Source organism: Williamsia soli (genome assembly GCF_017377795.1).
In the GTDB taxonomy this organism is placed as follows: Bacteria; Actinomycetota; Actinomycetes; order Mycobacteriales; family Mycobacteriaceae; genus Williamsia; species Williamsia soli.
The window spans coordinates 205,046-227,105 of sequence record NZ_JAFRDR010000001.1 but is presented as its reverse complement, the minus strand read 5'-3'; the positions used below and the strand labels follow the sequence as shown (position 1 = coordinate 227,105).

Annotated in this window: 25 protein-coding genes; 8 read left to right on the top strand and 17 right to left on the bottom strand. The window is 64.6% G+C overall.

Going from position 1 to position 22,060, the window contains the following annotated elements:
* Positions 1-96: 96 nt before the first annotated feature.
* From J3S28_RS01110 to J3S28_RS01080, 7 genes are all read right to left on the bottom strand, one after another.
* On the bottom strand, positions 97-534 hold the full coding sequence (locus J3S28_RS01110; RefSeq protein ID WP_307796731.1) for a MaoC/PaaZ C-terminal domain-containing protein: 438 nt from the start codon (positions 532-534) through the stop codon (positions 97-99).
* Positions 535-539: 5 nt separating this feature from the next.
* Positions 540-1,982, bottom strand: coding sequence for an NAD(P)(+) transhydrogenase (Re/Si-specific) subunit beta (locus J3S28_RS01105; RefSeq protein ID WP_207836082.1), 1,443 nt, complete (start codon positions 1,980-1,982; stop codon positions 540-542).
* The gene (locus J3S28_RS01100) at positions 1,979-2,308 is read right to left on the bottom strand and encodes an NAD(P) transhydrogenase subunit alpha part 2 (RefSeq protein ID WP_084839465.1); all 330 of its coding nucleotides are present in this window, start codon (positions 2,306-2,308) and stop codon (positions 1,979-1,981) included. Before J3S28_RS01100 ends, J3S28_RS01105 begins: the two co-directional genes overlap by 4 nt.
* Before the next feature lies 1 nt (position 2,309).
* A complete protein-coding gene (locus tag J3S28_RS01095; protein ID WP_207836080.1) occupies positions 2,310-3,398 on the bottom strand; it encodes a Re/Si-specific NAD(P)(+) transhydrogenase subunit alpha in 1,089 nt (362 codons plus the stop codon).
* 231 nt (positions 3,399-3,629) lie between these two features.
* Entirely contained in the window at positions 3,630-4,421 is a 792-nt protein-coding gene (locus tag J3S28_RS01090; RefSeq protein ID WP_207836069.1) for an anti-sigma factor, read from the bottom strand.
* Entirely contained in the window at positions 4,414-4,995 is a 582-nt protein-coding gene (gene sigK, locus J3S28_RS01085) for an ECF RNA polymerase sigma factor SigK (RefSeq protein WP_207838065.1), read from the bottom strand. Before sigK ends, J3S28_RS01090 begins: the two co-directional genes overlap by 8 nt.
* Before the next feature lie 26 nt (positions 4,996-5,021).
* Positions 5,022-6,623: a molybdopterin-dependent oxidoreductase gene (locus J3S28_RS01080; RefSeq protein ID WP_207836065.1), complete on the bottom strand. Its 1,602-nt coding sequence runs from the start codon at positions 6,621-6,623 to the stop codon at positions 5,022-5,024.
* A gap of 261 nt (positions 6,624-6,884) precedes the next feature.
* On the opposite strand from J3S28_RS01080, the gene J3S28_RS01075 reads away from it, so the two are divergent.
* The gene (locus tag J3S28_RS01075; RefSeq protein WP_207836061.1) at positions 6,885-7,556 is read left to right on the top strand and encodes a fasciclin domain-containing protein; all 672 of its coding nucleotides are present in this window, start codon (positions 6,885-6,887) and stop codon (positions 7,554-7,556) included.
* A gap of 180 nt (positions 7,557-7,736) precedes the next feature.
* Positions 7,737-8,261: a GtrA family protein gene (locus tag J3S28_RS01070; RefSeq protein WP_307796729.1), complete on the top strand. Its 525-nt coding sequence runs from the start codon at positions 7,737-7,739 to the stop codon at positions 8,259-8,261.
* A 6-nt stretch (positions 8,262-8,267) separates the two neighbouring features.
* On the opposite strand, the gene J3S28_RS01065 is transcribed toward J3S28_RS01070, so the two are convergent.
* From J3S28_RS01065 to J3S28_RS01055, 3 genes are all read right to left on the bottom strand, one after another.
* Positions 8,268-9,719 (bottom strand): FAD-binding protein, encoded by a 1,452-nt coding sequence (locus J3S28_RS01065; protein ID WP_207836055.1) that lies wholly within the window; start codon positions 9,717-9,719, stop codon positions 8,268-8,270.
* Positions 9,720-9,763: 44 nt separating this feature from the next.
* A complete protein-coding gene (locus J3S28_RS01060; RefSeq protein ID WP_207836052.1) occupies positions 9,764-10,627 on the bottom strand; it encodes an LLM class flavin-dependent oxidoreductase in 864 nt (287 codons plus the stop codon).
* Positions 10,628-10,710: 83 nt separating this feature from the next.
* Positions 10,711-11,262 carry a helix-turn-helix domain-containing protein gene (locus J3S28_RS01055; RefSeq protein ID WP_207836049.1) on the bottom strand — a complete coding sequence of 184 codons (552 nt, stop codon included), beginning with the start codon at positions 11,260-11,262 and terminating at the stop codon, positions 10,711-10,713.
* Between the two features lie 88 nt (positions 11,263-11,350).
* Between J3S28_RS01055 and J3S28_RS01050 the strand changes: the two genes are divergently transcribed.
* Both J3S28_RS01050 and J3S28_RS01045 read left to right on the top strand, forming a co-directional pair.
* Positions 11,351-12,043, top strand: a complete 693-nt coding sequence (locus tag J3S28_RS01050; RefSeq protein ID WP_207836046.1) for an AzlC family ABC transporter permease — start codon at positions 11,351-11,353, stop codon at positions 12,041-12,043.
* Positions 12,040-12,366: an AzlD domain-containing protein gene (locus J3S28_RS01045; RefSeq protein ID WP_207836044.1), complete on the top strand. Its 327-nt coding sequence runs from the start codon at positions 12,040-12,042 to the stop codon at positions 12,364-12,366. The genes J3S28_RS01050 and J3S28_RS01045 overlap by 4 nt, the downstream gene beginning before the upstream one ends.
* Before the next feature lie 12 nt (positions 12,367-12,378).
* Here J3S28_RS01045 and J3S28_RS01040 read toward each other — a convergent pair whose 3' ends face one another.
* Complete coding sequence (locus J3S28_RS01040; protein WP_207836042.1) at positions 12,379-12,744, bottom strand: GNAT family N-acetyltransferase; 366 nt, start codon at positions 12,742-12,744, stop codon at positions 12,379-12,381.
* A 39-nt stretch (positions 12,745-12,783) separates the two neighbouring features.
* Positions 12,784-13,758 (bottom strand): pirin family protein, encoded by a 975-nt coding sequence (locus tag J3S28_RS01035; protein WP_207836041.1) that lies wholly within the window; start codon positions 13,756-13,758, stop codon positions 12,784-12,786.
* Between the two features lie 212 nt (positions 13,759-13,970).
* Between J3S28_RS01035 and aqpZ the strand changes: the two genes are divergently transcribed.
* On the top strand, positions 13,971-14,753 hold the full coding sequence (gene aqpZ / locus J3S28_RS01030) for an aquaporin Z (RefSeq protein WP_207836040.1): 783 nt from the start codon (positions 13,971-13,973) through the stop codon (positions 14,751-14,753).
* Positions 14,754-14,775: 22 nt separating this feature from the next.
* On the opposite strand, the gene J3S28_RS01025 is transcribed toward aqpZ, so the two are convergent.
* The 4 genes from J3S28_RS01025 to J3S28_RS01010 all read right to left on the bottom strand — a co-directional run bounded on the left by J3S28_RS01025 (position 14,776) and on the right by J3S28_RS01010 (position 18,407).
* Positions 14,776-17,007, bottom strand: coding sequence for a heavy metal translocating P-type ATPase (locus J3S28_RS01025; protein ID WP_207836039.1), 2,232 nt, complete (start codon positions 17,005-17,007; stop codon positions 14,776-14,778).
* A gap of 4 nt (positions 17,008-17,011) precedes the next feature.
* Positions 17,012-17,215, bottom strand: a complete 204-nt coding sequence (locus tag J3S28_RS01020; protein ID WP_207836038.1) for a heavy-metal-associated domain-containing protein — start codon at positions 17,213-17,215, stop codon at positions 17,012-17,014.
* A 16-nt stretch (positions 17,216-17,231) separates the two neighbouring features.
* Positions 17,232-17,546 (bottom strand): metal-sensitive transcriptional regulator, encoded by a 315-nt coding sequence (locus J3S28_RS01015; protein WP_237340907.1) that lies wholly within the window; start codon positions 17,544-17,546, stop codon positions 17,232-17,234.
* Positions 17,547-17,705: 159 nt separating this feature from the next.
* On the bottom strand, positions 17,706-18,407 hold the full coding sequence (locus tag J3S28_RS01010; protein ID WP_207836036.1) for a hypothetical protein: 702 nt from the start codon (positions 18,405-18,407) through the stop codon (positions 17,706-17,708).
* 63 nt (positions 18,408-18,470) lie between these two features.
* Here J3S28_RS01010 and J3S28_RS01005 point away from each other — a divergent pair, with 63 nt between their 5' ends.
* From J3S28_RS01005 to nadB, 3 genes are read left to right on the top strand one after another with little or no spacing between them, the layout of a single operon-like run.
* Positions 18,471-18,830: a VOC family protein gene (locus J3S28_RS01005; protein ID WP_207836032.1), complete on the top strand. Its 360-nt coding sequence runs from the start codon at positions 18,471-18,473 to the stop codon at positions 18,828-18,830.
* Positions 18,831-18,879: 49 nt separating this feature from the next.
* Positions 18,880-19,356 (top strand): winged helix-turn-helix transcriptional regulator, encoded by a 477-nt coding sequence (locus tag J3S28_RS01000; protein ID WP_207836030.1) that lies wholly within the window; start codon positions 18,880-18,882, stop codon positions 19,354-19,356.
* A gap of 18 nt (positions 19,357-19,374) precedes the next feature.
* A complete protein-coding gene (gene nadB, locus J3S28_RS00995; RefSeq protein ID WP_207836029.1) occupies positions 19,375-20,895 on the top strand; it encodes an L-aspartate oxidase in 1,521 nt (506 codons plus the stop codon).
* Here nadB and J3S28_RS00990 read toward each other — a convergent pair.
* The gene (locus J3S28_RS00990) at positions 20,892-22,007 is read right to left on the bottom strand and encodes a TDT family transporter (RefSeq protein WP_207836024.1); all 1,116 of its coding nucleotides are present in this window, start codon (positions 22,005-22,007) and stop codon (positions 20,892-20,894) included. The genes nadB and J3S28_RS00990 overlap by 4 nt on opposite strands.
* Positions 22,008-22,060 lie beyond the last annotated feature (53 nt).

Here is a 22,060-nt window from a genome sequence, read left to right as displayed (position 1 = left end):
CCCCGACCCCAAAATTCGCGCCACCTGCCGCGATTCGCTCCCGTTGTATCCGGCGCGTATCGCAGTAGGTGGCGCGAACTTTGGGTGGTGACGTCGTCAGGCGACGGGTCGCGTACGGACATACATGTCGAGATCGACCGTCAGCACGGTGGTGTCGCCGGTGGCGAGTACACCTTCGGTGACCACGAGGGCCCGACCCGGTTTGTCGAGGTCGACCTTGGTGACCTTCAACGAGCCGGTCAGTTCTTGGCCCGAGCGAACGGGACTGCGGAACTGCACATCTCGCAACGTCCGTCCTGCGATGACGGCCCAGCGGTTGTAGGCACCGAGCACCGAGAGGCGCTGGAAGACGGCAAGGGTGTGGATGCCACTGGCGATGACCTCGCCGAAGAATCCTGCCTCTGCGATGGCTGTATCGGTATGGAAACCTTGCGGATCCCACTGCTGCGCAAACGAGAGGATCTCGTCCCGGGTCACGAGATACGAACCAAGTTCGTACGTCTGACCTTCGACGAGATCCTCTGCGTAGAGCACGCTTGTTACAGCGCTTTGAGTTCTTCGATGACCAGGCCGACGGATTTTTTGGCGTCGCCGAAGAGCATCGAGGTTCCTGGTGCGGTGAACAGTGGGTTGTCGATGCCGGCGTAGCCCGAGGCCATGCCGCGTTTGAGGACGATGACCGAGCGGGACTGGTCGACGTTCAAGATCGGCATCCCGTGAATCGGGGACGACGGATCGTTGCGGGCGGCGGGGTTGGTGACGTCGTTGGCCCCGATGACCAGGGTGACATCGGTGCGGGAGAACTCACCGTTGATGTCGTCCATCTCCTTCATCGCGTCGTACTCCACATCAGCCTCGGCGAGAAGGACGTTCATGTGTCCGGGCATCCGGCCGGCAACGGGGTGGATGGCATACTTCACCTCCACACCCTTCTCCTCCAGAATGCTCGCCATGTCCTTGACCGCGTGCTGCGCCTGGGCAACCGCGAGTCCGTACCCGGGAACCACGATCACCTGGGAGGCGTACGCCATCTGAATCGCCGCATCGGCAGCGCTGGTGGCCTTGACCGTCCCCTGCTCGCCGGCAGGACCGGCTGCAGCCGCGCCGCCGCCGCCACCGAAGGACCCGAACACGATCGCCGGGATGGACCGGTTCATCGCGGTAGCCATCAGGTTCGTCAAAATGCTGCCCGAGGCGCCGACGATCATGCCGGCCACGATCATCGCCGTGTTGTTCAGCGCCAAACCCGCCGCCGCGGCCGACAAACCGGTCAATGCGTTGAGCAGCGAGATGACCACAGGCATGTCGGCGCCGCCGATCGGCAGCACCACGAACAACCCCATGACCGCGGCGGCGACGAGTACCAGCACGATCCACCACTGGCTCGAGCCTTCACCCGGGGTGGCGTTGACCCCGATGAACACACACGCCGCCAGCGCGATGACCAACAACACGATGTTGGCGAGCTGGAAGATCTTGGCGTTCTTCACGAACGCCTTCTCCACATTCTTGTTCAGCAACTCCTGCAGTTTCAGGAACGCGATCAGCGACCCCCAGAACGACACCGAACCGATGATCGCCGCGAACAGCGACCCGATCACGATGTGAACGGTCGGGGACTCACCGTGCTTGAACTCCGAAAAACCTGCCGTCTCGATGAACTCCGACCACGCGATCAACGCCACCGTGCCGCCACCGACACCGTTGAACAACGCCACCAACTGCGGCATCGCCGTCATCTTCGTCCGCTTGGCCGGCGGCACACCCAAGATCACACCGATCGCCAACCCAGCCACGATCAAAATCCAGTTGATGGCATAGGTGTCGCGGATCTCGATCAACGTCGCGATCACGGCGATACCCATACCGGTCGCGGCGATCCAGTTGCCACGCACCGCGGTCTTCGGACCAGTCAGCCCCGACAAACCGAGGATGAACATCGAAAACGCAACAATATAAAAAATATTGACCAGATTGTTCACTTGTCAGCTCCCTGCTCCGGCGCCGCCACAGGGGCCTTCTTGCTCTTGAACATGCCCAACATCCGGTCGGTCACCAAGAACCCACCCACCACATTCAACGTTCCGAAGATCAACGCGACGAACGCGATGATCCGCACACCCCACGGCGCATCATCAGGCAACCGGCCCAACACGATCAACGCACCGAGCACCACGATCCCGTGAATGGCGTTCGTCCCCGACATCAACGGCGTGTGCAAGGTGTTGGGCACCTTGGAAATGACAGCGAAGCCGACAAAGCCCGCCAACACCAGGATCGCGATATTCGCGAGTAAACCCGTATACATCTCAGGCACCTGCCTTCTCGGTTTCGCGCGTCACACACGCCGCGGCCAACACCTCGTCAGAAAAGTCCGGCGCGAAATTACCGTCATCATCGAGCGCGAGTTCGATCAGCGCCAGAATGTTCTTCGCATACAACTCGCTGGCATGCTCAGGCATACCCGCGGGCAGATTCAGCGGGCTGCAGATCAGCACGTCGTGCTTGATCACATTCTCACCGGGCTCGGTCAGCTCACAGTTGCCGCCGGTCTCACCAGCCAGATCCACCACCACACTGCCCGGCTTCATACCTTCGACCGCGGCCGCGGTCACCAACCGCGGCGCCGGACGACCCGGCACCAACGCGGTCGTGATCACCACATCGAAACTCTTGATCGCATCCTCAAGGGCCTGCTGCTGCTTCGCGCGCTCCTCATCGGTCAACTCACGGGCATACCCGCCTTCACCGGCAGCGTCGATCCCCAGATCGAGCCACTGCCCGCCCACGGACTTGACCTGCTCGGCCACCTCCGGGCGCACGTCGTACCCCGTGGTGCGGGCACCGAGCCGCTTGGCCGTGGCCAGCGCCTGCAAACCCGCCACACCCACACCCAGGACCAGCACCGTCGCCGGCTTCACCGTCCCGGCCGCGGTGGTCAGCATCGGGAAAAAGCGCGTCGACTTCTCCGCCGCCAAGATCACCGCCTTGTAGCCCGAGACGTTGCCCTGCGAGGACAAAGCGTCCATCGACTGGGCACGAGAGATCCGCGGGATGGCCTCGACCGCGAACGCCTGCACACCGGCAGCCTTCAACGCACCGATCTGATTCTCATCATTGCGCGGAGCCAAGAACCCGATCAACGACGAACCCGACGACAACTTCCCGATCTCGGCATCAGTCGGGGCATCGACCTTCACCACCACATCAGCCGACCACCCATCACCAATCGACGCACCAGCATCGACATACAACTGATCCGGAATCAAGGCAGCCTCACCTGCACCCGACTCCACCACCACCGGCACACCCTTGTTCACCAGCGTCGCGACGACCTTCGGGACCAACGCCACCCGATTCTCCCCAGCCGTCGTCTCACGCACGACACCCACACTCATACAAGCTCCCTCGTCATGGGTATGGGTGGGCAACCGAACGTGTGCTCTGGCGCCCACCCCTAAATAGCCTGATGTGGCGCACGACACGCGTGCGCCACATCACTGCGTTGGAACATAGCATGCGAAGCGGGGTGGTCATGGTGTTGAACTCGACACACTCAACAGTTACCGACACCCGAACCGAAGCAGATGGCTGCACGCGTTTGGGCAGTACAAACGGTGAATCTCAGACTAGAACTGGACCGCCGTGATCACTTCGCCGGTCGGCTGAGGAGATCCCCCATCGGGTTCGATGGTGATGCCCAGCTTGTCGGAGCCCGTCAGATCATCGAGAGCGATCACCTGACGCCCGGGGTCGCCCTGCATCAGGCCTACCGACGTCGGATCGTGCGAGTCACCGAGCAGCCACATCTGGTACGTCTGGCCAGTCGGGGTCGGCGGTAGACCGTCGGCGAACACCACCGCAGTGTTCGCTTCGCGTGACGCCGCGACAGTGACATTTCCGCCGCCGACCGCATCCTGTCGTAGCTGCATATCGGGTGCGCTGAGCACCTTGCTCGTGTCCTGCTCCAGCTCGCTGGCCACAGGAGCGCCCGTGTCCGGGGCGGTCACCCTGCCGACGAGCACCCCTCCGATGACGAGCATGAGGGCAGCTGCGACCGAGCCGACGGCCAGGCTGATACGACGACGACGGGCAGCAAGGTCGATGACATTGTTCGATGCGCTGACGGCCTTGCCTGGGTCCACGCCGTCGGTGGACCGGTCAAAATCCGGCGGATCCAGCGGCTGCGACGACAGGCTGGCGAGCAACTGCTCTCGGATCCGTGGGGGTGGCGGCGTCGCGACCTCGATGGTCATCTTCGCCAGCGCCTCACGGGTACGGGACACCTCGTGCCGGTACCTGCGCTGCTCGGCCACCGTCTCCCGGGCGATCTCGACCTCGATTCGGTCGATCTCGGTGTCGTCGAGCGCACCCACCGCATAGAGCTCGATGTGCTCATCGATCCAGCTGTGTTCAGCCATGGGGGTTCGCCTCCAAGCAAGTCTTGAGGCGGCGGAGGCCGTCGCGGATACGGGACTTGATCGTCGGTAGGGCGGCGTCCAAACGCTCCGCGACCTGCCGGTAGGTCAGGCCTCCATAGTAAGACAACTCGATGCTCTGACGCTGGGTGGCGGTGAGGCTGCCCAGGCATAACATCACGTCCGAGCGTTCCTCTTCGGCGATCACCGAGTCGGCGACAGTGTCGCCCGGCGCCTCGAAGTTGGATACCGAGTAGTCGTTCGAGCGCTTGCCGGCGGCCTCTTCACTCCGTACCCGGTCCACGGCACGGCGGTGGGCGATGGTCAGCATCCAGCTGAGCGCTGAACCGGCCGACGGGTCGAACCCGCCCGCCTTCTGCCAGATCTGCAGATATACCTCTTGCAGTGTCTCTTCGGCGTAACCACGATCGCGTAGTACGCGAAGGATGAGCCCGAATACCCGGGCGCCCGTCGCGTCATACAACTCAGCAAAGGCCTGTCGATCATGGCCGGCCGTCCTGATCAGCAGATCAGTCAGATCCACCTGAGCTTCGGGGATTCGGTCGGTCACATCCATAACACTAGCGATAGTCATCAGAACACCTACTCAATCCGGAACACTCGGTTGTGCCAGCCGGTCGCCCCATCGGGAATCGGAGCGACCCTCTGCTCGGGTTGCACCGCCCCCGTCACATCGGTGGCGCGACAATAGACAGTGTGTTGACCTGCCGTTGCGGGCCAGGTCCAGAACCATTGCCGCCAGGTGTCATTCGTGTACTCGGGAGCAAGGGTCGCGGTGTTCCACGGCCCCTTGTCTACGCGCACCTCGACCTTGGCGATACCGCGGTGCTGCGCCCATGCGGTTCCCGCGATGACCACATCCCCGACGGGATGCCTGGAGAGTCCCTCGGGCCGGTCGATCCGGGATGCTGTCTTGATCGGCCCCTTCACGCCCCAGTTCCGCTTTGTCCAGTAGGCCTCGGCCTTGTCGAACCTGGTGATCTCCCAGTCGACCACCCACTTGCAGGCCGAGACGTATCCGTACAGGCCCGGAACCACCTGCCGCACGGGATACCCGTGCTCGAGTGGTAGCGGTTCACCGTTCATGCCGATGACGAGCATTGCGTCGCGGCCGTCGGTGACGTCGTCGAGCGGAGTGCCTGAGGTCCAGCCGTCGACGCTGGTGGAGAAGAGCATGTCGGCGTCGTCCTGTACGCCGGCGCGCTCGAGGATCGTCTTCATCGGGTAGCCGATCCAGCGGGCGGTGCCTGCCAGGTTTCCACCCACCTCATTCGAGACACAGGTGAGTGTGATGATCTTCTCCTCGGCCTGCATGTCCATCAGGTCGTCCCAATCGAGGGTGATCTCGTTGTCGACCATTCCGTGGATCCGAAGTTTCCACTCGCCTGTCGTCAACTTCGGCACCTGGAGTGCGGTGTCGATGCGATAGAAGTCGGCGTTGTTCGTCACGAAGGGCGTTATGCCCTCGATCTCGACGTCGGTACCCGCGGGGATCGGTGCCGCCGCCCGGCTCGGCCGCGGCAGCCGGACCCGCTTCCGGTCGGCCACGACATCGCCCATCGTCGACACCTGCCTCCCGATGAATGCTCCGGCCACCGAGACGGCCGCGATCACACCCGCCGCGACACCGAACTGCCTTCTCGACAGATCGCGGTTGCCATCGGACTGCGGCTTCTCCACCGCCGCGCCGCCGTTCGGACCGGTCTGTTGCCGGGTAGCCGAACCCCTCATCCGTCCACCCGGCGAAGAACCGCTCCACAAGAAGCCACGCAAACCGCGAAGCACGAGAATGCCCACCACCGCGGCAACCAATGACGGTGCGGCATACCACATGTCAGACGTCGGTCGATGAAGCGCAGCCAGGACCCCGAATGCCCCGAACGCCACTATCAACGCAGAACCGATCGGTACGGTGCGGCGTTCGGCGATGCCGGCGATGATTGCGAGCACGACTACGGCAATAGCTATGCCCCACAACAGAACCGGCTTGTCATTCGTGCCGAACGTGTCGATGGCGAACTCACGCACGGGAGCCGGCGCCCGATCCACCAAGAAAGAACCCACTGCATAGAACGGCGAGGCATAGGACGAGACGGCTGCTGCCGTGACCTCACCGGCAGCGAGCCCGGCACCCACTGCAATCAGGCCCGCGAGCCCGTTGCGTGCCGTCGCTGCTGTTCGCATTTCCTCAGCCCTTCAGAAGATCTCGATTGGGTAACGCACTGGCAAGTGTTGATAACGAAGGGGATTCGGAGTCGTCGGCATTCCGGATGGTTCTCCGAACTCGGAAAAATTCTTTTCGATCCATACCCATCCGCTCTGCGCACAGCTCCGAACCTGCAGTGATCGACCAAGTGATCGGCAGAAGCCGGAGCTCGAGTCCGAGCAACGGCAGCGTCGCCCACACCGTGCAGTAGACCGACAGCAATCGATAGGACAGCGAACATGGCTCTCAAACGAATTCAGCGCGTCGCAGTAACAGTGGCGAGCGTTGGCTTGGCAATCGGCCTCGTGGCAGGTTGTTCGGACGACAGTTCCGACTCCTCTTCGTCCAGTGCCGCGACGTCGGCACCCATGACTTCTTCCGAGATGTCCTCGGATTCAAGCACTTCGATGGAGCCCGCCACCCTGGTCGGACCCGGTTGTGCGGCATACGCCGAGGCAAACCCCACCGGCGCAGGATCGGTTGACGGAATGGCTGCCGATCCGGTTGCCACCGCCGCGAGCAACAACCCGATGCTCAAGACCCTGACGCAGGCCGTATCCGGCCAGCTCAACCCCGATGTCAACCTGGTGGACACCCTGAACGGCGGCGAGTTCACCGTCTTCGCCCCGACCGATGACGCCTTCGCCAAGCTGCCCCCGGCGACCGTCGAGTCCCTCAAGACCGACAGCGCAACCCTGACCAAGATCCTGACCTACCACGTTGTCCCCGGCCAGCTCACCCCTGAGCAGGTCATCGGCGACCACGCGACCGTCGAAGGCGGCACCGTGACCGTCGCCGGTCCGGTCGACACCCTCAAGGTTCAGGATGCCTCTGTGGTCTGTGGCGGTGTGAAAACCGCCAACGCAACCGTCTACCTCATCGACACGGTGCTGACGCCTCCGGCCGCGTAATCCGCGACTGCGAGAACCAGCATCTGGGGTAGATCAAGACTCGGGTCGGGGCGGTACACCCCCCGACCGACCGTCCCGACTCGAGTCGCTCCTTTGATACAGCAAACATAGAAGTTGTCGCCCCGGCCACCGGCCGGGGCGATAACACATTTTGGGGGTTCCTGCCATATCGTGGTGGGTGTGACGGTAGGCCCGGTCCCCGGAGACGCGATCGAGACCGCTGAGGCGGCGCAAGATCCTCCCCGGCGGCACTTTCTCGTCGAACTACTTCGTAAGCCCTTGTCGACCCAGGTCTTGCGTTTTTGTGCTGTAGGCATCCTCTGCACGACGGCGTACGCACTGATGTACCTGTCGCTTCATCCGCTGATGGGCGCTCAGGCGGCAAACTTCGTATCGATGCTCATCGCGGCCATTCTCAACACCGCAGCCAACCGCGCGTTCACTTTTGCGCTGCGCGGCAGCCATCGACTGCTGGTGCATCACGTGCAAGGCATCTTGGTGTTCGGCTTCGGCGCAGCACTCAGCGCACTGTCACTGATGGCGTTGCACCAGATCTCCGAGCACCCCTCGAGCCGGCTCGAGCTGGTGGTGCTGATGACGGTCAACCTGATCGCCACAGCAGTCAGGTTCCTGACCTTCCGTCATGTGTTCGTGCGCGCCCGACGACGCCAGATCGCCCAGGAAGAAGTGTCGGTCTCCCCATAGCGTGGCTCAGCGTGCCGCCGCGTGGCGTCCCGCCCGCCGACCGAAGAACGACCCCTCACCCAGCTGCGTCCCGCTCGCGTAACCCTTCCCGTCCTGGGCGATGTTCGCAGCCCCGGCACCCGCCGCGTAGAGCCCCGGCACCACGTCGCCGGCCTCCGTGAGGACCTCACCGTCGACCGATGTCGCCACCCCACCCATCGTGAAACCCGCGTACATCGCCTTACCAAGGGAGAGATCGAACGCGCCCCACGGGCCACTGTTCTGCGGTGCAAGCCATTCCGGCCGCTTGTTGAAGTCGGGATCCTCTCCCCGGGCGGCGTTGTCGTTGTATCGGTCGAGCGACTTCGTCAGGTTCCCCGTCGGGATCCCCAATGCCGACTCCATCTCAGCAACAGTCTCCCAGCCGTCGATGAGTGGGGCGAGAGGAAACTCGGGTCGCTCCAGGTGCGCCTCGTCGACGATCAGATAGGCGATGGCGTCCGGTTGCTCCATGACGAACGCCGAGGTCCGTGAGTGATACGAATCCTCGTTGACGAATCTGTTCCCGTCCTTGTTGACGGCGATGCCGGTCAGCAAGATCGACGGAGGGTAGACGGGGGCGGTGACAAAGGGCTGATCCATGTGTTTGAGTGCGGCGCCCACAGATGCGCCGAGGCGGATACCGAGCCCGTCGTCATAGGTACTGCCCAGCGTGTACGGCTTCTCGGCCATCTGCGGGACGAACTCGGCGACCATCGATTCGTTCATCACGAAACCGCCCGCCGCGATGATCACGGACTTCGCCTTGATGAAGCCGGTGTCTTGCAGTCGCTTCCACTTCACCCCGACCACGGCACCGGACTCATCCACGACCAGGTTGCGGGCACCCGTCTCGTACCGGATCTCTGTACCCAACTCAGCGAGGCGTTTGACGAGCAGATCGACCACCATTCCGGCACCGCCCAGGTCACCCTTCACGGGGACCTTGTGCCCACGGGGAGCGGGAACGGCCTGTTCACAGAACGGCCAGACCTTCTCGTTCCCCGTGTACATCAGGCCCTGTGTCTCGGGCTGGATGACGGCCTTCTCGGGGTAATAGCTGCGCTCGAACTCGAACCCCAGCGACTCCAGCCAGTCGAAATGCTCGACGCTGCCATGGCTGTAGGCGTGGATCTTCTCGGGTTCGGGGTCACGTGAGACCGCGAGCAGGTACTTCTCCATCTCCTCGGGTGAGTCGTCGTGGCCTGTTGCCTTCTGCACGGCGGTCCCGCCACCGAGGTAGAAATGGCCGCCTGCCATCGATGAGGTGCCACCGGCAACGGCGGCGCGTTCGAGGACGAGCACCTGCGCCCCGTCGGAGGCCGCCGCCACCGCGGCGCTGCCGCCGGAGACACCGCATCCGACCACCAGGACGTCGACCTCATCGGTCCACGCGTCGACGTCCGACACGGGTACTACCTCGGGCAACTCTGCCTTCATCACATTTCCTCACTGACGCGACCCAAACTAGAACTCGTTCTAATTTAGGCCATATCGGCGATGAGTGCCATGGCCTTGCACTGATCGGCCAAAGTCATCGACGACTGGTTGAACTCCCAGTGCACCTCGTCCGCACCGAGAGCCAGGGCCCGACCGAAGTCGGCGGCCAGCGACTCGGAGAATCTCTCGAGAGCATGATCGCGCCGGTCCCGAATCGGATTGAGCCGCAGCGCGATCGGGCCGCTCCCTCCCGCCTCTCGATATCCTCGGACGGCATCGCGTGCGGCATCCCAGCAGGTCACGGGGAACATGAAGCCGTCTGCGATTGCGGCCGCCTGCGCGATCCCGTCCGGGGTCACCGCGGCGATGAACACCGGGAGCGGGTCTTGAACCGGCTTGGGTTCGACCCAACTAGATCTCAGATCGTAGAACTCTCCGGCATGGGACACCGGTCCCGCCCGCCAGCACTCGCGCATCAGCTCCAGGTGCTCCACGAACTGCCTTCCTCGCGTGGACATCGCCACGCCCGCGGCCTCATGTTCGTGCGGTGTCCATCCCTGGCCGATGCCCACCATCAGCCTGCCCCCGCTGAGCCGGTCAAGAGTCCCGAGCCGACGAGCGAGCGCCACCGGGGGTTGGAACAGCGAGTGGATCACCGTCGTCGCCAGCCGGACGCGCGTCGTATGCGCCGCCGCCCAGGTCAGCGTCTCTATCGGATCCCAGACGGGCATCGGCAGCTGACAGGGCCTTCCGACGGGGCCCGGGTCGGCGGGCAGCAACAGCCGATCGGTAGCAGAGACGCCATCGAGGCCCAGGTCATCGGCGGTGCGGGCGATGACAGACACCGCTTCCGGACCGGCCAGCGGGCCAAAGGTCGGCAGACCGACACCGCGGCGAGGTGCCGCCATCGAGGTACCTCCTACCGGTCCGTGTGGTTCGCGTACACCCATATGGACCAGGGCGCAGGAGACAACTCATCGCCGGGCCGGGCTCAGATGTGTTCGGAGATCAACACCGCACTGCAGTCGGGGACCAACGCCTTGAAGATGTGTGGAAGGTCGCCGGGGTAGCTGATGTAGTCACCAGGCCCGAGTTCGACCGGTTCGGCGGTCAGGCCGACCAGAGCCCGCCCGGCGCTGAGCACAACGTGCTCCACCACACCGGCTGCGTGCGGATCGGCGTCGCGAGGCTCACCGGGCTGCGCCGCGATGAGGTAGATGTCGCGACGGGCGTTGGGCGGGCACGTGGCCAGCAAGGTGGCCAGGTAATTCGACCGTTCTGAGGAGAATGCGGGACCCTCACCTGCGCGAATCACCTGTACGCGCGGAATCGGGGGCTGCACGAGGTGCGCAAAGGGAACACCCAGTGCGGTACTGAGCGCCCACAGCGTCTCCACACTCGGGTTGCCGTTGCCCGCCTCCAGACTCGACAGGGTGGATTTCGCGACCCCGGCTCGCCGTGCGACCTCGGCGAGCGACAACCCGGTACGTTTTCGTTCTCGTTGCAGCGATGTCGCTATTGCCTGTAGTGGTGCGCCGCTCATGTCGTGGACCCCTCGATCGATACGTTCGACACAGACTACCGTTCGTTCGGCTTGACGAACGAGGCAGCTGTGGTCCATTATTTTGGTCATGCGTTCGATATGGCGAACACTCGATCCTCAGCTCACACGCGACATCGCTCTGGTGTGCGCGGCGATCTCCGTCGTCGGCCTCTCCTTCGGCGCCATCGCCGTCAGCAGTGGTCTCCCCTTGTGGGTGCCGCTGGTGATGTCGATCGTCGTTTTCGCGGGCGCATCCCAGTTCGCGTTCGTTGCCATCGTTGCCGCCGGCGGAGGCATCGTCGCTGCTGTGTCGGCCGGCCTACTCGCGAACGCCCGCCACATCTTGTTCGGGTTCTCCCTCGGCGACGTCTTCGGTACCTCGCTCGCGAGCCGGCTCGTCGGATCACATCTGATGGTGGACGAATCGGTCGCCTTCACCCTGTCGCAAACCTCGTCGCACGAACGTCGATCGGTGTACTGGCTCTGCGGGGGCGGTCTCTTCGTCTCCTGGAACCTGGGGGTCCTGGTCGGCGCGCTCGGCGGGACGCTGGTCAGCGATACCGACGCGTTCGGGCTCGATGCCGCATTCCCAGCGGTACTGCTCGCCTTGATACTGCCGTCGCTCGCAGAGCGGGCGACCCGCCGCGCAGCGGTAGTCGGAGCGGTGATCGCGGTCGCGGTCTCGCCGTTGCTGCCCGCCGGCGTCCCGATCCTGCTGGCGTTGTCGGCACTGGTGCTGACCATGCCCCTCCGGCGTCCGAAACCGGCGATCCACTCATGACCACATCGGTCCCGGTCCTGCTCGCGGGCATTGCCGTGCTGGCCGTCGGCACGTACGCGTTCCGGTTTGCCGGACCGGTGCTTGCCGCGCGGTGGACGCTGCCCGACCGCCTGCAGCAACTCACCACCGCCGGCACCGTCGTCCTGCTCGCCGCGTTGGTCGCCACCGCGACGTTCACCGACGGCGGCGACATCGCAACCCCGGCGAGAATTCTCGGCGTCACCGTCGGTGGTGTCCTCGCGTGGCGAAAGGCACCGTTCGTCGTCGTGGTGCTGGCAGCAGCCGGCACCGCCGCGTTGTCACGTCTGGTCGGTATGCCCTGATTCGCTGTGGTCTCAGACCCCTAGCCAGGTGAGAACATCTTTGGTGACCGGGTCGGTGATGTCGGAATACTCAGGATGCTTCTTGAGGTACGCCGCCACCAGCGGGCACACCCCTACGATCCGTTTCCCCTGCGCACGAACATCATCGAGGGCCTCCTTCACCAGGATGGTCGCCAGCCCGCGGCCACCGAAGGCGTCGTCGACCTCCGTGTGGTAGAAAACGCGCTGACTCGACCCTTGCGCGGTCCGATCTGCGTACTGGGTGAACCCGGCGACCTGCCCCTCCACCGAGACCGTGTACCGGCGTTTCGCCGGATCCGGCGAAACGATCACCGCCGCACCGGTCTTGTCCGTCAATGCTTCACTGTTTTGCGTCATGCCCCGCTCAACCACCTTCCCATCACTGCTATTCCGGGGTCACGCACCGGGGCCGGAGCGCGGTTTGATCCTCGCATTCGGCAGCGTCGGCGCAGGCAGCCGATCGACATCACCGCTGTATCCGGACACCTCACCAAACCGGTCCGAGTGATCCTGCCATTGCTGCCGGTACGCCACGATCTCCTCGTGACTGCGTCCGACGAAGTTCCACCACATCACCAGTTCTTCCTCAAAAGGTGTGCCGCCCAGCAGAATCAGTCGCGCAGGCCCGTCGCCCGAACTCTGCACGGTGATCTGGTCATGGCCAATACCCACATATCCCAGCTCAGTACGGGCGACCTCGGAGCCCTCGACGCCGACCGTTCCCTGATCGACCAGGATCCCGTATTCGAAATCGGTCTGCACCGGGATGGTCAGCGACGACCCGGAGTCGAGGTCGATCTGCGCGCCGACCAGCGGGGTGAACGTCGAGACCGGCGATGTCCTGCCGAGCAATTCTCCGATGAAGACACTCACGCGCCCTCCGTCGACCGAGAAGGGCTCCGGGACGAAGTGCTCGAAACGCCGCTCGGAGTCACGTGCATCGTCCGGCATCGCCACCCAGAGCTGCACGCCATGCAACACCGTGGTGTCGGGCGTCGACACCTCGGAGTGGCAGATACCGTGACCGGCGGTCATCAGATTGACCTCCCCGGGCCGCACCATCGCGTGTTCACCGAGACTGTCGCGATGCTCGATCTCACCCTCGAAAAGCCAACTCACTGTCTGCAGGCCGGTATGCGGGTGCGGGGGTACATCCATTCCACCGGTTTCGCTGACGTCCGCCGGTCCATAATGGTCGACGAAGCACCACGCCCCGATCAGCGAACGGGCCCGCTGAGGCAGTGTGCGGTGGACCACCATCGCCCTCGGACCACCGAGCGGAACGTCTCGCGAGGTCAGGATCTGCACCCGTTCCGGATCGCCGGGAACGGGCAGGCAATCAATTTCGGGACCATCGACAACGTTGCTCATGGGTATGACTCCGCAATCATCGGCACGATCGGCCACCTTTCTCGATCCGTGACATTTCAATTTGCAATCGGAAGAACGATTCAGCGGTCACAGTGGTAATACTTTCGGCAGAGCAAACGGCGGATTCACCCGTGTTCATCATGAGCGCTCCACGCTGCCATGAGTCTATTCGTCGGTGCCCGGCACGTCCCATTGATGGAGGTATAACCCACATGTCCTCTCCGACCACTGTCCAGAAGCTCGCTGCGGAAGCGCTGGGCACATTCTGGCTGGTTCTGGGCGGTTGCGGTACAGCCGTATTCGCCGCCAAGTCGATTGCCCAAGACGATGACACCGGAACGAGTTTCCAGGTGGGCGTCGGCTTCCTCGGTGTGTCGATTGCGTTCGGCCTCACCGTCCTGACCGGTGTGTACGCACTCGGCCACATTTCGGGAGGTCATTTCAATCCCGCTGTCACCGTAGGGGCCGCACTGGCCAAACGATTCGAATGGAAAGACGTACCCGGTTACATAGTGGTGCAAGTGGTCGGCGGTCTTATTGCAGGCGTTGTCATTCTTGTCATAGCCAAAGGCAAAGACGGTTTCGAAGCCGAGGGCAATATGGCCGCGAACGGATTCGGCGACCACTCCCCGTCCGGATACACCCTCTTGGCTGCCCTGATCGCCGAGGTCGTCCTCACGGCGATCTTCGTCGTCGTGATCCTCGGCGCCACCGACACTCGTGCACCAGCAGGCATCGCGGGCATCGCGATCGGACTGACACTGACCCTGATCCACCTCATCAGCATCCCGATCACCAACACGTCGGTGAACCCGGCCCGATCGACTGCCGTCGCGTTCTTCAACGGCAATGGGGCGCCGGGTCAGCTGTGGCTGTTCTGGCTGGCTCCGCTGCTCGGTGCGGTGATCGCCGGCATTCTCTATCCCCTGGTGTTCGCCAAGGGCGCCGACGAGCCCGAGCTCGACCAGATTCCGAACCCGCCGGTTCCGACGTAGACCGGCGAGCCCTCGCATCCCGTCACCGAAAGCGACGCAGCCGCAAACTGTTTCCGACCACGAACACCGACGACAGGGCCATCGCCGCTCCGGCGATCATGGGACTGAGCAGTCCGGCCGCCGCCAGCGGGATGGCCGCCACGTTGTAGCCGAAGGCCCAGAACAGATTGCCCTTGATGGTGCGCAGCGTGGCCCGGGACAGCCGGATGGCATCGCCCGCCGCGCGCAGGTCCCCGCGGACCAGGGTGATGTCGCTCGCCTCGATGGCGGCATCGGTCCCGGTGCCCATCGCGAGCCCGAGATCGGCTTGGGCCAGTGCCGCGGCGTCATTGACGCCGTCGCCGACCATCGCGACGATTCTTCCCTCGGCCTGCAGTCGTTTGATCACGTCGACCTTGTCCGCGGGCAGTACCCCCGCGATCACGGTCTCGATACCGACCTGCGCCGCAACGGTTGTCGCCACCGTTTCGTGATCGCCGGTCAAAAGGACCGGCATCAGACCGAGCCCCTTGAACTCGGCCACCGCCTGCTTTGATGTCGGCTTCACCTCATCGGCCACCACCAAGACCCCGCGGATCCGCCTGTCCCAACCGACGACCACCGCCGTGTACCCTGCTGCACCGGCCTCCTCGAGCGCCACATCGAGCTCGGCAGGCAGCTCGAAACCGCTGTCCGTCAGCAGCTTCGGCCGACCGACCACCACCTCGACGCCGTTGATGGTGGCACGCACCCCGAGACCCGCGGTACTCGAGAATTCGGTCACCGGGTGCAGGGTGCCGACGAGCCGACGAGCCCCGTCGGCAACCGCCCGGGCGATGGGATGCTCGGACGCGTCCTCGACGGATCCGGCCATCGCGACGACATGGTCGTGTTCCTCGCCGTCGGCGACCCTCACGTCCGTCAAGACCATCTGGCCGGTGGTCACCGTCCCGGTCTTGTCGAGCACGACGGTGTCGACCTGTCGGGTGGACTCGAGCACCTCCGGCCCCTTGATCAGCACACCCATCGTCGCCCCTCGGCCGGTACCGACCATCAGCGCGGTCGGGGTGGCCAGGCCCAGCGCACACGGGCAGGCGATAATCAGCACGGCAACCGCGGCGGTGAAAGCGTCGGTTGCGCCGTATCCGAGCAGGAGCCAAACTGCCAGGGTGCCGAGGGCAAGCGCGATGACGATCGGCACGAACACGCCCGATATCCGGTCGGCGAGGCGCTGTACCCGTGCCTTACCTGTTTGCGCCTGCTCCACCAACCGGGCCATCTGGGCAAGCTGGGTGTCGGCACCGATTCGACTCGCCCGCACGACAACGCGTCCGCCGGCATTGACCGTCGCCCCGACCACGGTGTCACCCGGATTGACCTCGATCGGGACCGCTTCTCCGGTCAACATCGAGGCGTCGACCGCCGACGTTCCGCTGTCGATCACCCCGTCGGTGGCGATGCGCTCGCCCGGCCGCACGACGAACAGATCCCCGACCGCGAGTTGCTCGATGGGAACCAACCTTTCGACACCGTCCACCAGGAGCGTCACATCCTTGGCACCCAGACCGAGCAGCGTACGGAGCGCTGCACCGGCCCGCCGCTTGGAGCGCATCTCGAAGTAGCGGCCGGCGAGAATGAACGTGGTCACACCCGCGGCCGCTTCGAGATAGATGTTCCCGGTTCCATCGGTACCGCCCATATCCATTGCGCCATGGGCGGTCTGCGGATCGCCGGCAGATCCGAAGAAGAGTGCGTAGAGCGACCAACCGAGCGCTGCGACGGTCCCGACCGACACCAGGGTGTCCATGGTCGCGGCCCCGTGCCGGGCATTGATGACGGCAGCGCGATGGAACTGCCAGCCGCCCCACACCACCACCGGCGCGGCCAGGGTCAGCGACAGCCACTGCCAGTTGTCGAACTGCAGCGCCGGGATCATCGCCATGGCGATGACCGGCACCGAGAGCGCCGCACTGACCAGTGTGCGGTGTCGAAGCGCCCGCAGTTCGCCGTCTTTCGCGGGTTCACCGGGCGCCTCGTCGTCATCGGCTCTCGCCGGTGGGGTGGCGGAATAACCGGCCGCCTCAACGGCGGCGATGAGGGCCGCGGTGTCGATCGGGTCGGCGTAACGAACGCTGGCCTTCTCGGTCGCATAATTGACCGTCGCCTCGACACCGTCGAGTTTGTTCAGTTTGCGTTCGATTCGATTGGCGCAGGACGCGCAGGTCATGCCGCCGATCTCGAGATCTATACGCGCCTGTGGCGCAGCAGTGGCCATGACCTCACGCCAACCGATATCCGGCCTCTGTGACCGCGGCCTCGATCTCCTTGCGCGCAACGGGTTCCGAGACGTGAACGGTCAGGCCACCGGATTCCAGGTCGACCTCGACCCGATCGACTCCGGACACTTCGCTGACCTCTTCGGTGACCGATGCGACGCAATGCCCGCAGGTCATCCCGACCACTGTGTACGTGTCTGCACTCATGTCGTGACGTCCCCTTCTATGAACGGACCAGCCGGGCTATCGCCTCGGTGGCCTCTTTGACCTTCGCCTGACCTGCCTCGTCACTCTCGCGGGCGGCGTCGATCACGCAGTGAGACATGTGCTCTTCCAAGAGCCCCAGACTGACCGCTTGCAGCGCCTTCGTCATCGCGGACACCTGCGTCAGGATGTCGATGCAGTATTTCTCTTCTTCGACCATCTTCTGGAGTCCACGGGCTTGCCCCTCGATCCGGCGTAACCGCTTGAGGTAATCGTCCTTGCGGTGGATGTAACCGTGCTGGTGCTGCTCGTGTTCCAGATGTTCGTCTGCCATGATCACTCCTCGTTCGGCGCTTGTCGGCTACCATACCCCCCTAGGGTACTGAGGCGCCACGAGCGGCCACGCACACCACATCCAGACCCGACATGACCCGTCGAGGACACAGTGCCTCGACGGACGTTCACCGGGGATGACGTCGGCGGGTGATCGGGGCTAGACGGTGTCGTCGCGGCGGCGGATCGCCCTGGCCAACGCGGCCAGAGCTTCCGCGACAGCGAGCAGTGCCTCGTCGACGGTGGGTACAGCCTCAGCTGCCCTGTCGGCGGCCCGACGCGTCCGCGCCGTCCCAGGCGCACTCGGCGGGGAAGTCTGCGACGTCTGATCGTCGGATTCCTGCTGCGTGTCGTCGAGATGCCGCGACCGACGACCGGTACTCACCTGTTCTCCGACAGACTCGGGAACGGACACCCGGGGTTGCTCGGTGGCGTGTCGCTGGGGCGGTGCGGGCGCCACGGACCCGCGAGCGGTCGCAACCGAGCCACCCCGGCTCGAGCCGTTGCGGCTGACGGTGGTCTCCGATTGGTAGTGCGTACCGAACGTGAGAGTCGACGACGTAGGAACGAACCTGTGGGGTCCGCCGTGATCGGCGAAGAGGGCACACGCGGAGTCGGCGCCGTCGGTTCCGGGACACGGCGACAATTCGATCAATCGATGGCCCGAGACCTCGTCGACCCACTGCAGCCACAGCCTGCGACCGGTCACCGGCTTGGCGCCGGCATCACTACCGTGGAGCCCGGGGTGACCTGATTCCAACCGGCACCGCTGCACCCATCCGTTGTCGGGGGCGTCACCGAACGCCGCGTGAGTGTCGGCGGCAGCAATTACCGTTGACCAACACGCATCGAATTCGCCCACCACGAGTACATCTTGTCCTCAAGTGACCCTGGTGGCGAGTCGACACACGAGATGGGAGTACTGATGATCGGTTTCGTGAATGCAATTGCACTTGACGGTCCGAATCCGGTGGAGTTGGCCCGGTTCTACCAGCAGCTGCTCGGCGGAGAACTCGACACCAGCGATTCCGATTGGGTCGAACTCGACTGCGGTCTGGGCAAGGCGAAACTGACATTCCAACCCTCCACCAGTTACGTGCCACCGCAGTTCCCCGACCCGCACGGTAGTCAGCAGTTCCATCTCGACGTCCAGGTCTCCGACTTCGAGACCGCCGAACCCCAGGTTCTCGCGCTCGGTGCCACCAAGGTCGAGGGGCAGGAGCACGAGGGCTTTCGCGTCTACCTCGATCCGGTCGGCCATCCGTTCTGCCTCGTCCTGAGCTGACTGCCTCCTGACTGCTGTACACCCTAGTCAGGCCGCGTACCATGGACGCATGGCTGTAGTACTCGACGACAAGCTGGCTGACCTCGACCGCTGGGTTCCCGGGAATCGGTGCTCCATCGTGCGCGCCCTCGACGTCGTCGGGACCAAGACCGCGATGCTGATCATGCGCGAATCGATGTACGGCACCACCCGCTTCGACGGCTTCGCCCGGCGGGTCGGGGTCAGCGACGCCGTCGCCGCCGCGCGGCTCAAGGCCCTCGTCGCCGAGGGTCTGCTGGAGAAGTCGCCGTATCAGGAGCCCGGCCAGCGGACCCGTTTCGAGTACCGACTCACCGAGAAGGGCGCCGACCTCGTGCCGGTCTTGTTCGGGTTGATGCAGTGGGGTGACAAGTACTGCCAGCCCAAGGGCAAGCCACTCGAGATGGTCTCCGACAAGACCGGCGCGCCGGTGCAGGTGACGGTGTCCACCCCGGACGGCGTCGAGGTGCCGCTCGACGAGCTACGGATATCACTGGTCAAACGCTGACCGATAGACTTTCCACCCATGGTTGCCGACGCTGCGTTGCGTGCTGATCTCGTGGTCGTCGGTGCCGGCGTCGCCGGTCTCACCGCTGCGGTCAGGGCCGCCGAGGCGGGTCTGACCGTGATCGTTCTCAACAAGGGGCGCGGTTGGCGCCCAGACGACCTCGACCCGGGAACCGCGACTTATTTCGCCCAAGGCGGTATCGCGGTCGTCGAGCCCGACAACGACGAGGACTCGGTGGCGCTGCACACCCGCGACACCGTGGTCGCCGGTGCCGGACTGACCGACGAGGTCGCCACCGCATCGATCCTCGGCGACGGCTTCGCGGCGGTCTCGACCCTTGTGGAATGGGGGGCGCAGTTCGACCGGGGTCCCGACGGTCGGTTCCTGCGTACGAGAGAAGGCGGACACAGCGTCCGCCGCGTCATCCACGCAGGAGGAGATGCGACCGGCGCGCAGGTGCAACGCTCACTCGCCACCCGCGCCCTGTCCCATTCGCAGATTCGGGTCATCGACGAGTCGCACGCCCAGCAGGTGGTGCTGTCCACGGGCGGTGACGCAGTGGGCCTACGCATCGGGTCGGGCGACGGTCGCACCGCCGAAGTGTTCGCTCCCACCGTCGTTCTCGCCACCGGCGGCGCCGGCCACATGTACCGTGCCACCACCAATCCCCTCGGTTCGACCGGGGACGGGATAGCTCTGGCACACGCGGTCGGGGCAGTAGTGGCCGACATGGAATTCATCCAGTTCCATCCCACGATGCTCTACCGCCCGGGAGTTCGAGGGCGCCGCACCCTCATCACCGAAGCGCTTCGTGGGGAGGGCGCGATCCTGGTCGACATCGACGGCCATTCGGTCACCGAAGGCGTCCATCTCCTCGGTGACCTCGCACCGCGCGATGTGGTCGCGAACGCGGTGACCGCTGCGATGGCCAGGACGGGTGCCGAGCACGTCTACCTCGACGCGCGGCACATCAGCGACTTCGCCCGCCGATTCCCCACCGTGACCGCAGGGGTTGAGGTGATCGGCATCGATCCGGCCACCGACCTCATTCCGGTGGTTCCCGGCGCCCATTACCTGTGTGGTGGAATCGTCACCGACACCTCGGGAGCGACGTCCATCCCAGGGCTGTACGCCGCGGGCGAGGTCGCCCGCACCGGACTACACGGCGCAAATCGTCTGGCGTCCAACAGTTTGCTCGAAGGTCTGGTCATGGGACGACGCGTGGCCGACGCCGCGATCGACCGGGCCGGCGGGCCGGTGGCACGGCCCGATGGACTCACTGCAGTCGCGGACCGTCCCATCGCACCACGCGGTGAATTGCAGAATCAGATGTCCGACCGCGCCGCGCTCAGCCGTGACCACACCGGGCTCAGCACCTTGGCCGAGCAACTACAGTCGGCACCCCGACGCACACCGGTCACTGCCACCGACCACGAGGACGCCGCACTCACCGTCACGGCGATGCTGGTGGTGAATGCGGCGTTGGCCCGCAAGCGATCTCGCGGTTGCCATCACCGCACGGATGAACCGGGAACCTAGACCGAAACTGCGTGTACGTCGGTGCCGGCATTCCGTTCGAGCGCAGGTGTTGCAGTGCCGGTACGCATCTGGAAACCCGGCACCTTCGGCGCCAGTGTCTGTCCGACAACCTGCATCAGACTCCGAGAGGCGACGACCACCCAGGCGAGGATCAGCAGCACATACAGCGCCCCCGCGATGATCTGCAACAACCCGGAGTCGGTGGCGAATGCAAGAGCTGCAGATCCGGTGACACAGGTGCCGGTCGGGAAGGTGAAGCTCCACCAGGCAGGGGTGAAACTCATCCCGCGGCGCACGTTGTGCACCGTGATGGACACTGCCAGTGCGAAGACGAAGACGGCGAACCCGGACATCACCAGTCCGTAGCCGATCCCGAGGATGTGTAGCCCGGCCGCGATCGGCGCTTGCTGCCCCCGGAATACCAGTGCCGAGTTGTTGCCCAACAGCACTGCAGCGGTGATGGATTGACCGATCATACCGAGCATGATCCAGACTGTCGGGGCCACGTCGACCGACGGTAGACCCCGATGGACGAGGCGGGAGTAGACCATTGCGATGGTCAGGAACCCGAGGACGAGACTCAGGCCGAACATGCCGTAGCAGGTCGCCAGGACGCCGAGCCGCAGTTGTCCCGCCGGGATGTGCTGGATCAGCAGCGATCCGGTGGCAGCCGAGACCATCGGCGGGACCACCGGCATGAGCCAGCTCGGCATCGCACCCGCCTGCGCACTCTGTGCCCCGGTGATCATCCGAAACGGGATCCACACGGCGGTGAAGAGTCCGGCCGCGGTGCCGGCCAGCCACAGCAACCCGCCGACCCACACCGCGACATGGTTGCCGAGGAACTGCGGACCGAGCTCGATGGTGCCGGCGCCGACGGTCAGCAGTGCCATGGCGGGCGCTCCGTAGAAGTGGACCATCGTCGGGTCGCCGGCGTGCTCGGAAGGGCCTCCGCGCAGGAACAGGACGGTCGCGATCACCAACCCCACCGACGCGAGGAGCCAGAAACCGGTGGCGGATGTGTACAGACCCGGGAAGTCCGAGTGCAGGGCCACCCCTGAGGTGGCCACGATCCCCGTACCCATGATTGCGGCAAACCAGTTCGGCGTCATGCTTTGAATCGTGCAGCTCAGACGTTCTCACCGGTAGACGGCTTGTACTTGTC

Bases quoted from the DNA above. Each gene is read 5' to 3' on its own strand.
- sigK (WP_207838065.1), bottom strand. From the start codon at position 4,995: ATGGATGTGACCGACCGAATCCCCGAAGCTCAGGTGGATCTGACTGAT.
- J3S28_RS01100 (WP_084839465.1), bottom strand. From the start codon at position 2,308: ATGTATACGGGTTTACTCGCGAATATCGCGATCCTGGTGTTGGCGGGC.
- J3S28_RS01065 (WP_207836055.1), bottom strand. From the start codon at position 9,719: ATGAAGGCAGAGTTGCCCGAGGTAGTACCCGTGTCGGACGTCGACGCG.
- J3S28_RS01090 (WP_207836069.1), bottom strand. From the start codon at position 4,421: ATGGCTGAACACAGCTGGATCGATGAGCACATCGAGCTCTATGCGGTG.
- J3S28_RS01080 (WP_207836065.1), bottom strand. From the start codon at position 6,623: ATGCGAACAGCAGCGACGGCACGCAACGGGCTCGCGGGCCTGATTGCA.
- aqpZ (WP_207836040.1), top strand. From the start codon at position 13,971: ATGTCCTCTCCGACCACTGTCCAGAAGCTCGCTGCGGAAGCGCTGGGC.
- J3S28_RS00990 (WP_207836024.1), bottom strand. From the start codon at position 22,007: ATGACGCCGAACTGGTTTGCCGCAATCATGGGTACGGGGATCGTGGCC.
- J3S28_RS01045 (WP_207836044.1), top strand. From the start codon at position 12,040: ATGACCACATCGGTCCCGGTCCTGCTCGCGGGCATTGCCGTGCTGGCC.
- J3S28_RS01040 (WP_207836042.1), bottom strand. From the start codon at position 12,744: ATGACGCAAAACAGTGAAGCATTGACGGACAAGACCGGTGCGGCGGTG.
- J3S28_RS01055 (WP_207836049.1), bottom strand. From the start codon at position 11,262: ATGAGCGGCGCACCACTACAGGCAATAGCGACATCGCTGCAACGAGAA.
- J3S28_RS01035 (WP_207836041.1), bottom strand. From the start codon at position 13,758: ATGAGCAACGTTGTCGATGGTCCCGAAATTGATTGCCTGCCCGTTCCC.
- J3S28_RS01000 (WP_207836030.1), top strand. From the start codon at position 18,880: ATGGCTGTAGTACTCGACGACAAGCTGGCTGACCTCGACCGCTGGGTT.
- nadB (WP_207836029.1), top strand. From the start codon at position 19,375: ATGGTTGCCGACGCTGCGTTGCGTGCTGATCTCGTGGTCGTCGGTGCC.
- J3S28_RS01025 (WP_207836039.1), bottom strand. From the start codon at position 17,007: ATGGCCACTGCTGCGCCACAGGCGCGTATAGATCTCGAGATCGGCGGC.
- J3S28_RS01015 (WP_237340907.1), bottom strand. From the start codon at position 17,546: ATGGCAGACGAACATCTGGAACACGAGCAGCACCAGCACGGTTACATC.
- J3S28_RS01020 (WP_207836038.1), bottom strand. From the start codon at position 17,215: ATGAGTGCAGACACGTACACAGTGGTCGGGATGACCTGCGGGCATTGC.
- J3S28_RS01075 (WP_207836061.1), top strand. From the start codon at position 6,885: ATGGCTCTCAAACGAATTCAGCGCGTCGCAGTAACAGTGGCGAGCGTT.
- J3S28_RS01005 (WP_207836032.1), top strand. From the start codon at position 18,471: ATGATCGGTTTCGTGAATGCAATTGCACTTGACGGTCCGAATCCGGTG.
- J3S28_RS01050 (WP_207836046.1), top strand. From the start codon at position 11,351: ATGCGTTCGATATGGCGAACACTCGATCCTCAGCTCACACGCGACATC.
- J3S28_RS01060 (WP_207836052.1), bottom strand. From the start codon at position 10,627: ATGGCGGCACCTCGCCGCGGTGTCGGTCTGCCGACCTTTGGCCCGCTG.
- J3S28_RS01095 (WP_207836080.1), bottom strand. From the start codon at position 3,398: ATGAGTGTGGGTGTCGTGCGTGAGACGACGGCTGGGGAGAATCGGGTG.